Source organism: Stenotrophomonas maltophilia, assembly GCF_002799245.1.
Lineage (GTDB): Bacteria > Pseudomonadota > Gammaproteobacteria > Xanthomonadales > Xanthomonadaceae > Stenotrophomonas > Stenotrophomonas maltophilia_S.
In genome coordinates this window covers 97364-112001 of the sequence record NZ_NEQV01000007.1, presented here as the reverse complement: position 1 = coordinate 112001, position 14638 = coordinate 97364, and the positions used below count along the sequence as shown (strand labels likewise).

Annotated in this window: 13 protein-coding genes; 12 read left to right on the top strand and 1 reads right to left on the bottom strand. The window is 65.2% G+C overall.

Annotated features, from left to right (window positions below):
- Positions 1–104 precede the first annotated feature (104 nt).
- The 8 genes from B9Y64_RS18950 (at position 105) to B9Y64_RS18915 (ending at position 6543) form a co-directional block, all read left to right on the top strand.
- On the top strand, positions 105–878 hold the full coding sequence (locus tag B9Y64_RS18950) for an SDR family NAD(P)-dependent oxidoreductase (RefSeq protein ID WP_100442032.1): 774 nt from the start codon (positions 105–107) through the stop codon (positions 876–878).
- Positions 879–896: 18 nt separating this feature from the next.
- On the top strand, positions 897–1535 hold the full coding sequence (locus tag B9Y64_RS18945) for an SDR family oxidoreductase (RefSeq protein ID WP_100442031.1): 639 nt from the start codon (positions 897–899) through the stop codon (positions 1533–1535).
- A 23-nt stretch (positions 1536–1558) separates the two neighbouring features.
- Complete coding sequence (locus B9Y64_RS18940) at positions 1559–2266, top strand: FMN-dependent NADH-azoreductase (protein ID WP_202909086.1); 708 nt, start codon at positions 1559–1561, stop codon at positions 2264–2266.
- A gap of 20 nt (positions 2267–2286) precedes the next feature.
- The gene (locus B9Y64_RS18935) at positions 2287–3042 is read left to right on the top strand and encodes a dihydrofolate reductase family protein (RefSeq protein WP_100442029.1); all 756 of its coding nucleotides are present in this window, start codon (positions 2287–2289) and stop codon (positions 3040–3042) included.
- Between the two features lie 29 nt (positions 3043–3071).
- Positions 3072–3773: an SDR family oxidoreductase gene (locus B9Y64_RS18930; RefSeq protein ID WP_202909085.1), complete on the top strand. Its 702-nt coding sequence runs from the start codon at positions 3072–3074 to the stop codon at positions 3771–3773.
- Positions 3774–3797: 24 nt separating this feature from the next.
- Positions 3798–4628, top strand: a complete 831-nt coding sequence (locus B9Y64_RS18925; RefSeq protein WP_100442027.1) for an SDR family NAD(P)-dependent oxidoreductase — start codon at positions 3798–3800, stop codon at positions 4626–4628.
- Between the two features lie 10 nt (positions 4629–4638).
- Positions 4639–5316, top strand: coding sequence for a flavodoxin family protein (locus tag B9Y64_RS18920; protein ID WP_202909084.1), 678 nt, complete (start codon positions 4639–4641; stop codon positions 5314–5316).
- A gap of 66 nt (positions 5317–5382) precedes the next feature.
- Positions 5383–6543: an NADH-dependent flavin oxidoreductase gene (locus tag B9Y64_RS18915; protein WP_100442099.1), complete on the top strand. Its 1161-nt coding sequence runs from the start codon at positions 5383–5385 to the stop codon at positions 6541–6543.
- Between the two features lie 358 nt (positions 6544–6901).
- On the opposite strand, the gene B9Y64_RS18910 is transcribed toward B9Y64_RS18915, so the two are convergent.
- Entirely contained in the window at positions 6902–7885 is a 984-nt protein-coding gene (locus B9Y64_RS18910; protein WP_100442026.1) for a LacI family DNA-binding transcriptional regulator, read from the bottom strand.
- Between the two features lie 158 nt (positions 7886–8043).
- Here B9Y64_RS18910 and ptsP point away from each other — a divergent pair, with 158 nt between their 5' ends.
- The 4 genes from ptsP to B9Y64_RS18890 all read left to right on the top strand — a co-directional run bounded on the left by ptsP (position 8044) and on the right by B9Y64_RS18890 (position 14632).
- Entirely contained in the window at positions 8044–10554 is a 2511-nt protein-coding gene (gene ptsP / locus B9Y64_RS18905; protein ID WP_100442025.1) for a phosphoenolpyruvate--protein phosphotransferase, read from the top strand.
- Positions 10551–11507 carry a 1-phosphofructokinase family hexose kinase gene (locus B9Y64_RS18900; RefSeq protein WP_100442024.1) on the top strand — a complete coding sequence of 319 codons (957 nt, stop codon included), beginning with the start codon at positions 10551–10553 and terminating at the stop codon, positions 11505–11507. The genes ptsP and B9Y64_RS18900 overlap by 4 nt, the downstream gene beginning before the upstream one ends.
- A gap of 85 nt (positions 11508–11592) precedes the next feature.
- Entirely contained in the window at positions 11593–13296 is a 1704-nt protein-coding gene (locus B9Y64_RS18895; RefSeq protein WP_100442023.1) for a PTS fructose transporter subunit IIC, read from the top strand.
- Between the two features lie 82 nt (positions 13297–13378).
- Entirely contained in the window at positions 13379–14632 is a 1254-nt protein-coding gene (locus tag B9Y64_RS18890) for a carbohydrate porin (RefSeq protein WP_100442022.1), read from the top strand.
- Positions 14633–14638 lie beyond the last annotated feature (6 nt).

Sequence of the window (14638 nt, the reverse complement as noted above, 5' to 3'; positions counted from 1 at the left end):
CGCCCGATCCCAAGCGGCCCCGAAGCTGAAAGCCGCGAATCTCATACGGCATCCGGTCGACCGGCGCATGCACGCCGGTCGACCCACACGCAATGGAAGTGAACATGAAACCTCTACTGACTGGAAAGACCGCCATCATCACCGGTGCCAGCAAGGGCATCGGCCTGGCCACGGCCAAGCTGTTCGTCGAGCAAGGCGCGAATGTCGTTCTTACCGCGCTCAAACAGGCCGACCTTGATGCCGTGGTGAAGGAGATCCAGGACGCCGGTGGCAATGCGCTGGGCATCGTCGCGGACTCGGCCGATCCGGCAGCGCCCCGGCTGGTATTCGCCAAGGCAATCGACGCGTTCGGGCAGGTCGACATCCTGGTGAACAACGCCGGGTATGGCGACATGATGTCCATCGAGGAGTACACGGACGAGCACTTCGACGAAGTAGTGCAGGTGAACTACGCCGGCGTCTTCCGCTTCTGTCGCGAGGCCGTCGGGCACTTCATGCCGCGAGGCACCGGCGCCATCGTCAACGTTACCTCGGTGAACGGATCACTGCCGCTGGGCGGCCTGGCGTACGTCTCCACCAAGGCTGCCGTGAACGCGATGACCACCAACATCGCAGTCCGCTTCTCGGGCACCGGCATCCGCTGCAACGCGGTGGCCCCGGGTAACACCGATACGCCGATGGCCCGTGACTGGGCGGCCGGCAAGCTCACCGGCGGATCGACGATGGTTCCCTACATCACCAAGCACACCGACCAGTCCCTGCCATTCACGCAGCCCGAGGATCAGGCGAACGCGATCCTCTATCTGGCAAGCGACATGGCACGCGCCGTCACCGGGCGGGTTCTGGTGGTAGACAACGGCGCCTACATCGGTGCCTGACAACAAGGAGTCGTGATCATGAAGAACGTTCTCATTCTGGGCGCAAGCGGCCAGATCGCCCAATGGGTCATCAGATCGCTCGCCACAGAGAAAAACATCCAGCAGACCCTGCTTCTTCGTGACCCGAAGAAACTGACGGGCAAAGAACCTGCCAACGCGAAGGTGGTCATCGGCAACGTCTTGGACAAGAAGCTGCTGAAGGATGCGGTCGCAGGACAGGACATCGTCTACGCCAACCTGACCGGCGAAGACCTGGACAAGCAAGCACAGGCGGTGATCGCCGCGATGAACGCCGCAGGCGTCAAGCGCTTGATCTTCGTCCTCTCGCTGGGCATCTACGACGAGGTCCCGGGCAAGTTCGGCGAGTGGAACAACGACATCATCGGCGAGGACCTCAAGCCGTTCAGGCGTGCAGCGGACGCGATCGAGGCCTCGGGCCTGGACTACACGATCCTGCGCCCGGCTTGGCTGACTGACAAGGACGAGGTGGACTACGAGACCACGGAAAAGGGCCAGCCGTTCAAAGGCACCGTGGTTTCCCGCAGAAGCGTGGGTGACCTGATCAGCCAGATCATCGTCGATCCGGCTCGCCACACCGGTGGGAATCTAGGGTTGAACAAGCCAGGAAGCGACGGCGACAAGCCGTACTTCATGTAACCGCGATGGATCCCGGGCGCCCAGTGAGAATCCTGCACCTTGATGCCAGTGGTCGCCCGGGCCTGCGAGCCATGTGTCCTCACGGCCAGCATGGCTCCTACTCGCGTCGGCTCAGCAGGCATTTCGTCGACTGCTGGTTGGATGCGTGGCCAGAAAGCGAAGTGGAGTACAGGGATCTGGGAGCGGCACCACCAAAACAGGTGGGTCCGCGCTGGATTCAAGCGGTGTGTGATGGCGGTCCGCTGTCACCCGCACAGCTCGACGCCGTGGCCGAGAGTGATCTGATGGTGGATGAGCTGTTCTGGGCAGACATGGTCGTCATTGGAACGCCGTTGTACGACCTGACCATGCCATCGTGCCTTAAAGCATGGCTTGCCAACGTTGTACACCAAAGCCGGACGGTGCCGGATGACGCAGAAAACGCCGACCCTCGACGAGCCTTCTGCGAGCGGTTCTTTCCCGTGGTCGTGCTGAGTGCGCGCGGTGGCCACGGCATGGATGAAGGCGGCGAGTTCGCGCACCTCAACAATCTGGAGTCCAGCCTGCGCGCTGCGCTGGGCCGCATTGGAATCACCGAGATACATGCCATCGCGGTCGAGCATACAGCCGAGGGAGGCCAGGCACTGCTGCAATCCCTGGCCAGCGCAATTTCGCGGATGGAGAGCCTGGCAGCCGCACTGCTTGAGCGCTGCCAGCGCGATCAACAGCGAAAGACGACTGTCCACCCCTAGTGAACGAATGAGGTCCATCCATGGAACGTCCCCACATCATCTGCCACATGGAAACATCCATCACTGGCAAGGCCTACGGTCCATTCATGGAGGTTCCATTGCGTGCTGCGTTGGCGCGCGCCTATGACGAGACGCATCTGAGCTTTGGCAGCCAGGCCTGGCTCTGCGGCCGGGTAACGATGGCGTACTTCGCCGGTACTGGGTCCCCCCGCTTTGATCCCAAGGCCCCCCGCGTGGCTCGACAGGACTACATCGGTGACGCTGGCGCGCGTGATTTCGTCGTCTCCATCGATGCTTCCGGAAAGCTCCCCTGGAACAAGAACACCGTCCAGTATGGGGTGCGGCCAGAGGCGCATCTGATTGAAGTGCTGACGGACCGCGCCTCTGATGATTACATCTCGTATCTCCACCAGCGAAAGATCTCGTACATCTTCGCCGGTGGCGATGAGCTCGATCTGGCCTTGGCGGTGCAGAAGCTGAAGGTCTTGTTTGGCATCCAGACACTAGTCGTATCTGGAGGCCCCATCGTCAATGGAAGCTTCCTCCATGCGGGACTGATCGACGAGATCAGCCTGGTGACCGTTCCTGCCCTGGATGATGCCAACGACACCCCGACCTCGTTCCAACGCCCGGCGAGCCTGAGTTCGCAGCCACCACGCACCTACACGCTGAAGTCAGCGCAGGTTCTTTCGGATGACGTGCTGTGGGTGCGCTACGTCACCCCCTTGAAACGGTCGAATCAATCCGGTTCGGCCCCTGAAGAGATACTCTCGTGAAACTAAGTAGCATTGAAGGAAAGATCGCCGTGATCACCGGTGCCTCGAGTGGCATTGGCGAAGCCGCGGCGAGAGCACTCGTTGCAGAGGGCATGTCGGTGGTGCTGTCCGCGCGCCGGAAGGACCGCATTGAGGCCTTGGCGGCCGAACTCGGACCGCAGGCACTTGCCATTGCAACCGACGTAGCGGATCCAGACCAGGTGGCGGCCCTCTTCAGCGAAGTCCGCCAGCGATTTGGCGGCCTGGATCTGCTGTTCAACAACGCCGGCATGGGCATTGCGGGCTCATTCGAGGGCAGCACGCCTGAGGACTGGCGCCGCCAGATAGATGCAAATCTCTATGGCGTGCTCCACTGCACACACGCCGCCCTGCCACTGATGAAGGGCCGGCCCGGGGCAATGATTTCCACGGTCTCAAGTGTCGGCGGGAAGACGAGCGCCCCCAACTGGGCGGTGTACTGCGCGACGAAGTTCGCTGTCAGTGGGTTCTCCGACGGGTTGCGCCAGGAGCTTGCAGGGCAAGGCATCCGGGTCTCGCTTATTCATCCGGGTGCGGTGCACACCGAGTGGGGCCACAACGTGCCTTCGGACGTGATGCGGGAGCGTCGTGAAGCGATTGACGCACTGCTTCCGGAAGACGTCGCCAACGCACTGGTCTACACCTTCGCTCAGCCGCCAGGCGTGCTGCTGGACGACATCGTTATCCGCCCTACCCTGCAGCTGACCCTCTGAGGTTGGCGCTTCAGGAGAATTGATATGAACAGAATCTGGTTTATCACAGGTGCATCGCGCGGCATGGGCCTCGAGATCGCCAAGGCTGCGCTCGCAGACGGCGATAGTGTCGTGGCCACGGGGCGCAACATGGAACAGCTACGAGCTGCCTATGCAGACGCGCCGCTGGATCGTATCGAGCTTCAGGTCCTTGATGTGAGCAGACAGGCGCACGCACAACCCGCAGTCGACGCAGCCATTGCTCGCTTCGGGAGGATTGACGTACTGATCAACAACGCCGGCTTCTGCCTGCTCGGGCGCTTCGAGGAGGCAACCGCCGCGCAGATCGAGCAGCAGTTCGCCACGAATGTCTTTGGCATGGCGAATGTGCTCAGGGCGGTGCTGCCGGTGATGCGTCGTCAAGGCCGTGGGCGCGTGATCAACACCTCGTCCATTGCAGGCGTGAAGGCTGTTGCCAATGCAACGTTCTATTCGGCGTCGAAGTTCGCCGTTGAAGGAATGACGCTGGCGCTGGCAGACGAGGTGGCGCCCCTTGGGATCCAGGTCACCGCGATCGAGCCGGGCTTCTTCCGTACCGAATTCCTGAATGACCGATCCGCCAGGTACGGTGACGTGTCGATTGCCGACTATGCACCGTTTGGAAACGCCCGAAGCCTGCTGGCATCGGCAGATGGCCAGCAGCAGGGAGACCCGGCCAAGCTTGCACAGGTCGTCCTTCAGGTCGCCGGCATGGCGCATCCGCCGCGGCAGCTGCTCATCGGCAACGATGCAGTGGACTTCGTCATGCCGACGCTGGAAGGCCGAATTGCCGAGACGGGCAGGTTCGAGGAACTGACCCGCTCCACTGACTTCTGAGGAACAGGAGGTGAGGCGCATTTCCTGGATCCAGATCATCGGCGCCTCGATCGTAGTGGCGTCTCTCGCGGCATTTGCCGTCCTGCTTGCAGTGAGTGTCATCGAGCGACGGCAGGCCGGCGAGACTGCGGGGATCGAGCCCTACATGCCGAGCGCAGACGCGCGCGTATCCGGTGTTGCGGTGGTGTATTACTCGCGCTCCGGGAACACGGGCCTTGCAGCCCGGCATGTCGCCAGGCATCTACAAGCGCGGCTCTACGCACTGAATGTGCCCAACCATGAAATTGGTGTCGGCAGTCTGGTGGGGGCGTTGAAAGCCGCAGTGGCGTTGAAACGGGACGCAGGGGCGCTGCCGAGGACGTGGCCGAAGACCATTGACCTGGCGTCCTTCGACGCGGTCTGGCTGGGCTCCCCGGTCTGGCTCTACAGCCCCGCTTCGCCCATCTGGTCATTCGTCGAGAACAACCGCTTTGATGGCAAGCACGTGGTGCTGTTCAACACGTACAACAGCCACATTGGCGATGAATACATCTCGGCGTTCCGGGACAAGGTGATGAGCCGCGGAGCGCGCTCGTTCGAGCATCGGCAGCTACTCCGTGGCCGTATGACACGGCAGCTGTCACCTGAAGAGATGCTTGAGGCGATTGACCGGGAATGGTTCGGAATCAACCCGGACTCGCCTCTTTAATACGAGTGGAAATTGAAACCATTGTGCGCCCCATCAGTGGGGTGCACCAACCATGTGAACGCAATGATGAATGATCTACTGCTTGAACCCTACGTGTTCAGCAACGGCACGGTGCTGCGCAACCGAATCGTGATGGCACCGATGACGACCTGGTCCTCGAACCCAGACCAGACAGTTTCCGACGAGGAGCTGTCCTATTACCGCGAACGCGTGCAGGGCGTCGGCCTTGTGCTGACGGGCTGTACCCAGGTGCAAGCCAACGGCGTCGGCTTCTCCGACGAGTTCGCGTCCCATGATGATCAATTCATCCCAAGCTTGCGGAAGCTTGCACAGGCCGCAAAGAGCGGCGGCGCTCCTGCAGTCCTCCAGATCTTCCACGCGGGTAACAAAGCGGTGCCGTCGCTGATCCCGGAGGGCGAGCTGGTAAGCGCAAGTGCCATGGCCGCGCCGAAAGGGCCCTTCAACAATGGAGAAGTGGCCAGCCGCGCACTTGACCCTGATGAGATCCTGGCAGTCATCCATGACTTTGGCGAGGCCACCCGTCGCGCGATCGAGGCCGGATTCGATGGCGTGGAGCTCCATGGGGCACATGGCTTCCTGATCCAGAACTTCCTGTCGCCGCTGTTCAATCATCGCTCCGACGAGTGGGGAGGTTCACTGGAGGCGCGGATGCGCTTCCCCCTTGAGGTCGTACGCGAAGTGCGTCGCGTGATCTCGCTTCGCGCCCAGCGCCCCTTCCTGCTGGGGTATCGGATTTCGCCGGAGGAACCGGGTGACGGTGCGTTGCGTGTCGGGGATGCACTGGCATTGGTGGACACGCTGATTGAAGAGGGCAACCTCGACTACCTGCATGTATCGCTTTACAACGTCCTGGCAGGCAAGCCTCTGGATGCGGATGATGAGCAAACCACCGCCGAGCTGTTCATTGAGCGCGTTGGCGGACGCCTGCCATTGATGGCCGCAGGCGAGCTACGACTGCCCCGGGATGCTCGCACCGCTCTGGACGGAGGGTTGTCTCTTGCTGTGGTTGGACGTGGCCTGGTGCTGGATTCGCAGTGGGTGGAGAAAGCGGTGGCGGCGCGCGAGGGTGACATCGTGACGGCGCTGGATCCTGACGCGGAGGCTGTTGGTTTGAAGATTCCGGCCAAGCTGTTCGGGGTGATCCGTTCGAATCCAGGGTGGTTCCCTGCGAGATCGGTTGCAACGCCGGAGGCGGCGTGCAGCTAAACGCGGCTCCGCACCCTCGTCGCGTAGATAGCTTGGCATCGCAGCGACCGATATTGCCCACTCATATCATATGAGCCGTACCAGCCTAGCCTGCTCTGATGGGTTGGATACTACAGAGGTAGATGCCTCACGGGGCGATGCAGGCATGTGGATGGGGTCTTAAGCGGCTATCCGATTGGTGCATCACGACCATGGGTGCTCCGGCACCCTATCCGCGCCGCCGACCCGCATCAACGCAGGTCAATCGCCTCCCCCCGCGATGTCCGCTTTCGACCAGAAGTGGACACTCGCCCTACCCCCGATAAACATCCCAAATCGACCCCTTCGCAAGCACCCCGATGAGCTCGCTCCTGTTGGACTATCGCGAGGCCGTCGATCCCCTCACCACGCATCGGCCCGTCATCACCAGTCTGCGCACCGGCAGTTCCGGCGTGCGCAGGCGCTCGAGCAACAGCGACATGGCTGCACGCCCCATTTCTTCGACCGGTTGTTCGACCACCGTGATGCCCGGTTCGACCAGCTCGGTCCAACGCTCGTTGTCGAAACCCGCCAGCGCCAGCGCCCCTGGAATCGACAGCCCCGCGCTGCGGGCCGCCTTCAATGCTCCCATGAGCAGCAGGCTGTTGCTGGTGACCAGCGCCTCGGGCCTCGATGGGCCAGCCAGCCACTGTCCGGCCGTTGCGATGGCGGCTTCGGCCGTGGGCTCAACCTCCCGGTATTCCGGCTCCAGGCCGTGCGTGCGCATCGCGGCCAGATAGCCGTCGCGGCGTTCGGACGCGGTGGTGCTGGTACTGCCGAACAAGCCGCCGATGCGGCGATAGCCACGCTCGACCAGATGTTCGACCAAACCGCCCATCGCCGCAGGGTTGTCGAGGACGACGCTGTCGATCGCCCCGCCGGGCACGGCACGGTCCACCAGCACCGTCGGATAGTCCAGCGCAAGCCGCTCCAGCCGGCCCACCGTGGTGCGGGTTGGCGCGAAGATCAGTCCACTGATGCGCTCCTCGTGCATCAATTGCAGGTACAGCGCCTCGCGCTCGGGGTCCTCGTCGGTGTTGCAGAGGGTGACGCGCAGACCTTCGCGATAGGCGACCTCCTCCACCGCGCGGATCAGCGCAGTGAAGAACGGGTTGCGGATGTCTGCCACGATCAATCCGATGATGCCGGTGTGCCGGGAGCGCAGGCGTCTTGCCTGCAGGTTGGGCCGATAGCCGGTCTGGCGGATCGCCACCTCGACCCGGCCGCGTACCTCCTCGCTGACCGGGCCGCCCCCGAGCACCCGTGACACTGTGGATTTGGATACCCCTGCCACGCGTGCGACGTCGTTGATGCTGATGCTCATTGGAAACGTTCCCGGAAACTGGCGCTGTTCATGGCCGAATGGCCGTTCAGGGCAATGCTAACGCCAAAGGACTATTGGCTTTTTGTGCAGTGCACATTGAAATGACGAGTGGGAACGTTCCCAATACATCACAGCCCCCCCCCCTCCCGGAGCCCGCCTTGCCTCCCCTGACCTCCCCCGCCCCCGTCAGCCGGGAATTGATCCGCCTGAACGCTCGGGCACACGACAAGACCGATGCCATCGCCCAGGTGGCCCAGATGCTGGTGGCCGCCGGCTGCGTGGCGCCGGGGTACGAAGCCAGCATGGGGCGCCGCGAAGCGCTGGCCAATACCTTCCTCGGCCATGGCGTGGCCATCCCGCACGGGCTGGGCGAGGACCGCCATCTGGTACGCCACGATGGCATTGCGGTGCTGCAGTTTCCGGGAGGCGTGGAATGGAATCCGGGCCAGATCACCCGCCTGGTGGTCGGCATCGCCGCCCAGTCCGATACCCACATCACCCTGCTGCGGCGGCTGACCCGGCTGATCCAGGATGACGCCACGCTGCAACGCTTGTTCACCACCACCGATGCGAGCGAGATCGTCAACGCGCTGACCGGCGATGTTGTGATCACGGCTGCCAACGTGCCGGTGGCTGATCTGGCCGAGCGTTTCGACTGGACCATCGCCTACCCCAGCGGGCTGCACGCGCGTCCGGCCACACGCTGGGCCGAGACGGCGCGCGGCTTCACCGCCCGCGCCCAGGTGCGTGCCGGCGATCAGGCGGCCGATGCCAAGAGCCTGGTCACGCTGCTGCAACTCGGGCTGCGCCATGGCGATGCGGTCAGCGTGTCTGCCGAGGGGGCCGATGCCCCCGCCCTGTTGACCGCACTGCGCAAGGTCATGGACGGGCTGGTCGCGCAGGAAAAGGCTGATGCCGAGCGCGCAGCACAGCGCAAGGCCGCGCCCGTTGCGGGCTGGAATCCGCCTGAAGCACAGGCGGCGATCGTCGGTATCGGCGCCAGCCCCGGGCTGGCGATCGGCCCGGTGCACGTGCTGGCCAGCATGCATACCGAAGTGGCCGACCGCCCCACCCCGCTGGGCGAAGGCGGCGCGCGCCTGCAGGACGCGCTCAGCCGCACCCGCCAGCAACTGGCTGCCCTGCAGGACGACACCCAGCGCAGGCTCGGCGCCTCGGATGCGGCGATCTTCAAGGCTCAGGCCACGCTGCTCGACGACACGGACCTGATCACCCGCACCTGCCAGCTGATGGTTGAAGGCCATGGCGTCGCGTGGTCGTGGCATCAGGCCATCGAGCAGATCGCCTCCGGGCTGGCGGCGCTGGGCAACCCGGTGCTGGCGGGCCGCGCCGCCGACCTGCGCGACGTCGGCCGGCGCGTACTGGCGCAGCTCGATCCGTCCGCCGCCGGCGGCGGCCTCGCCGATCTGCCAGCGCAACCGTGCATCCTGCTGGCCGCCGATCTGTCGCCGTCGGACACCGCCAACCTCGACACCGGCCGCGTGCTGGGCCTCGCCACCGCGCAGGGCGGCCCGACCTCGCACACCGCGATCCTCTCGCGCACGCTCGGCCTGCCGGCACTGGTTGCCGGCGGCGCGGAACTGCTCGCGATCCGCGCGGGCAGCGAGGCGATCATCGACGGCAGCAGCGGGCGGCTCTATCTGTCCCCCTCCGAAGGCGATCTGGCCTCGGCACGCACCTGGATCGCCGAACAGCAGCAGATCCGCGAACGCGAAGCCGCGCAACGCGCGCAGCCCGCGCAGACCACCGACGGCCACCGCATCGACATCGGTGCCAACGTCAACCTGCCCGAGCAGGTGCCGTTGGCGCTGGAACAAGGCGCGGAGGGCGTTGGCCTGATGCGTACCGAATTCCTGTTCCTCGAACGTGGCAGCACGCCCAGCGAGGATGAGCAGTACGCAACCTACATGGCGATGGCAAAAGCGCTGGACGGCCGCCCGCTGATCGTGCGCGCACTCGACATCGGTGGCGACAAGCAGGTTGCGCATCTGGAGTTGCCACACGAGGAAAACCCGTTCCTCGGCGTGCGCGGCGCGCGCCTGCTGCTGCGTCGCCCCGACCTGCTGGAGCCGCAGCTGCGTGCGCTGTATCGCGCAGCGAAGGATGGCGCACGCCTGTCCATCATGTTCCCGATGATCACCTCGGTGCCGGAGCTGGTCGCACTGCGCGCCATCTGCGAGCGGCTGCGCACCGAACTCGAGGCCCCCGAAGTGCCGATCGGCATCATGATCGAAGTGCCGGCAGCCGCGGCACAGAGTGATGTACTGGCCCGCCACGCCGACTTCTTCTCGATCGGTACCAACGACCTGACCCAGTACGTGCTGGCGATCGACCGCCAGAACCCTGAACTGGCTGCAGAGGCCGACAGCCTGCATCCTGCCGTGCTGCGCGCGATCCGCGCCACTGTGGAAGGTGCACGCACGCAGGGGCGCTGGGTTGGCGTCTGCGGCGGCCTGGCCGGTGATCCCTTTGGCGCGATGCTGCTGGCCGGCCTGGGCGTGGACGAACTGTCGATGACCCCGAACGACATCCCGGCCGTGAAAGCACGCCTGCGCGGCAACACACTGGCTGATCTGCAGGCGCTGGCCGGCAGCGCGCTGGACTGCGAAACCGCGCAGCAGGTGCGCGCCCTGGATGGAGCGCACGCATGAGTGCACATGCCGTCACCATCACCCTGAACCCGGCGATCGACCAGACCGTGCGGTTGGCGCGCCTGCAGCCCGGCCACGTGCACCGCGCCCGCAGCACCCGCGATGACGCCGGCGGCAAGGGCATCAACGTCGCCGCCTGCCTGGCCGACTGGGGCGTGCAGACCACCGCGCTGGGCGTGCTCGGCGACGGCAACGACGGCGTGTTCAACGCACTGTTCTCGGCGCGGCGCATCGCAGACGGCTGCCTGCGCATTCCGGGCCGGACCCGCACCAACATCAAGCTGGTCGAAGAGGCCAACGGCGAGACCACCGACATCAATCTGCCCGGTCTGACGCTGGGCGATGCCGATCTGGACGCAGTGTCCCGCCGACTCGCCGCCCTGCTGCAGCCGGACCTGCCGGTGGTGCTGTCCGGCAGCCTTCCTTCGGGGCTGCCGGCCGATGCATGGGCGCGATTGCTGGCGCAGGCCAGTGCCGGCGGCGCGCGCGTGCTGCTGGACACCAGCGGCGACGCACTTGCCGCCGCCTTGAGCGGCGCACAGCGCCCACTGCCCCACGCGATCAAGCCCAACCGCCACGAACTGGAGGCCTGGACCGGCACGCCGCTGCCGGATTGCGGCGCCCTGCGGGCGGCTGGCCAGGCACTGGTTGAACGTGGGGTTGCACTGGTGGCGATCTCGATGGGCACCGACGGCGCGCTGTTCGTTGATCGCCACGGCGCCCTGGTAGCGCGACCGACTCGACTGGCACAGGGCAGCACGGTCGGCGCGGGCGACGCCATGGTCGCCGGTATCGCCGCCGCATTGCTGGACCCCGCCCTCGACCTGGCCGGTTGCGCACGATTGGCGACGGCGTTCTCGATGGTCCGGCTGGAAAGCGGCGACGCACGAAGGCTGGACCCGGCCCAGGTGCGTGAGTGGACCGGCGATGTACTGATCGAGCGGTTGGATTGAAATCACTTCAGGAGAGCTGCGGCGGGCCTCGGGCCGTCTGTAGTGCCTCCTGCAAGGACGAACCCGAAGAATTCCAGGAGTTCCCATGCAAGCTTCCACCGTAGTCATCGCCGCTGGTGAACGCAGCATCGAAGCGGTTCTAGCCGCTGAAGCACTGCGCCGCGCTGCCCGCCAGCAAGGGTTCGAACTAGCGATCGAAGTCCGCAGCGAGCAGGGCGTGACCGGCGCACTGCCCACCCCGCACGCTGCCGCCGCAACGCAGTTGCTGCTGGTGGGCGATGGCGAGGCGGACACCGCGCGCTTCGGCAATGCCCGGATCGTGCGTGCCAGCCTCGGCGAGGTTCTGGACGACCCGGTTGCCGCGCTCGCACCGCTCGTGGCCGCACCGACCAGTGACGCCGATGCGAACGTGGTCAAGCGTATCGTCGCCGTTACCTCCTGCCCGACCGGCATCGCCCACACCTTCATGGCGGCGGAGGGCCTGCAGCAGGCCGCAACGGCGTTGGGCCTCGCGATTCGGGTCGAGACCCAGGGTTCGGTCGGCGCGCAGGACGCATTGAGTGATGAGGAAATCGCCGCCGCCGACCTGGTGCTGATTGCCGCCGACCGCGAGGTCGAGCTTTCGCGCTTCGCCGGCAAGCGAGTGTTCAAGAGCGGCACCAAACCGGCGATCAACGATGGCCAGAACCTGATCCGCAAGGCGCTGGCCGAGGCCAGCGTGCAGTCCGGCACGGCGGCTGCCGGCCGCACGACCGAAAAGAGCAAGGCCACCGGCCCCTACAGGCACCTGATGACCGGCGTGTCGTTCATGCTGCCGTTTGTAACCGCCGGCGGTCTGCTGATCGCCCTGGCGTTCGCACTTGGCGGCATCTACGCCTTCGACGATGCACACAAGGGCACGCTGGCCTGGTCGCTGTTCCAGATCGGCGCCAAGTCCGGCTTCATGTTGATGGTGCCGGCACTGGCCGGTTACATCGCCTACTCCATCGCCGACCGCCCCGGCATCGCGCCCGGCATGATCGGCGGGCTGGTTGCGGTGAACATGGATGCTGGCTTCATCGGCGGCATCCTTGCCGGCTTCATCGCCGGTTATGGCGTGCACTGGATCAACCGTGCGCTGCGCCTGCCGCGCAGCCTGGAAGGCCTCAAGCCGGTGCTGATCCTGCCCGTGCTGGGCACGCTGCTGGTCGGCCTGCTGATGATGTACGTGATCGGCACGCCGGTCGCCGGACTGCTGGCCTGGCTGACCGACTGGCTGCGTGGCATGCAGGGCAGCAGCGCGATCCTGCTCGGCCTGCTGCTGGGTGGAATGATGGCCGTGGACATGGGCGGGCCGGTCAACAAGGCCTCCTACGCGTTTTCCACCGCGTTGATTTCCAGCCAGGTCTACACGCCGATGGCGGCGACAATGATCGGCGGCATGACGCCGCCGCTGGGCATTGCGTTGGCAACGTGGTTGTTCAGCAACCGCTTCACCGCCGAGGAACGCGGCACGGCCGGTGCTGCGGGCGTGCTCGGCCTCAGTTTCGTGACCGAGGGCGCGATTCCCTACGCCGCGCGCGACCCCCTGCGCACTATTCCGGCGCTGATCCTGGGCTCTGCCGTGGCGGGTGCGATCTCGATGGCCGCGGGCGTCGAGCTGAAGGTGCCGCACGGCGGTGTGTTCGTGCTGCCAATCCCGAACGCAGTCACCCACCTCGGTGTCTACCTGCTGGCGCTGCTGGCCGGTGTGGGCGTCACGGCGGTCGCGCTGCGCGTCCTCAAGAAGCCGGTCACCACACCGGCCTGACCCTTCCCATCCCCACGATCATTGCGCGCCCCTGCACGTGCAGGGGCCCAGCGACATACGCCCTGCACAAGGAGCCCCGCCCATGACCTGCTCTTCCCGCCGCCCGTTGCTGGCAGCGATCCTGCTGGCCCTGCCGTCACTGGCCGCCGCTGCCGATGCAAGCGAAGTGTTCATCCCCAAGCTCGCCTACACGGGCGAAGCTGCCGCCACGCTCGACGGCGGCAAGCGCAGCGGCACGGCCTATGCCGGCCAGTTGATGTTCGGCGCCGATGTGAACCTGGACGCTGCGTTCGGCTGGCGGGGCGCGACGATCAAGGCCTACGGCATCAACCGCCATGGCACCAACCTCGCCAACAGCAGCACGGGCAACAGCACCTCGGTGCAGGAAATCTACGGTGGCCAGGGCACGCGCCTGGCCAATCTGACCCTTGAGCAGAAGCTGCTGGACGATCGCCTGGTGCTGGAAGCCGGGCGCAGCGTTGCCAACATCCACCACCTCGGTTCGGAACTGTGCCAGTACTTCCAGGGCAACTCGGCCTGTGGCAACCCGACCTACGTATTCCGCACCAGCAATTTCACCTGGTGGCCGGTATCGAGCTGGATGGCCGATGCCACGGCCTGGGTGACACCCGATGTCTACGTGCGCGTTGGCGCCTACCAGGTCGATCCCAGCCAGGCCGAAGACGGTCAGCATGGCCTGAAATGGAACACGAACCAGGCCACCGGCTGGATCGTGCCCTACACGATCGGCTGGCGCAGCCCCGCTTCGGCGCGCTTGAAAGCCAGGTATGAACTCGGTGGCTGGCAGGACAACTCGACCTATCGCGATCCGCTGCGCGATGCCAACGGCATCCCTGCGCTGCTCAGCGGCCAGGAGTACGCCACACGCCACGGTCGCTCCGGTGCGTTCGCCCGCTTCGAGCAGCAGCTCACCAGTGATGGCAGCGGCCGTGGCCTGACCCTCTTCGGCGCCGCGCTCAAGGGCACCTCCGGCCAGCTGATTGAAGATCACTTCCTGCAGGCCGGCCTGGTGCAGAAAGGGACGTTCGCCAGCCGACCGCAGGACAGCATCGCCTTCGTCGTGACGCAGCAGAAGTACAGCAACACTGCGCTGGAGAACCTGCGCCTTGCCCGTGCCGCGGCGGGCGGCAGCGGCACGCCACAGGGGAGCCAGGTGATGATGGAGCTGAGCTACGGCATCCAGCTGACCCCGCAGCTCCGGGTCGCACCGAACCTGCACTACATCGTGCATCCGGACCAGTTCAACGAACCCGCTCGCCAACGTGACCTGCCGAATGCGTTGATCGCAGGCGTGCGGATTGATTGGAGCATGTAGGAAAGT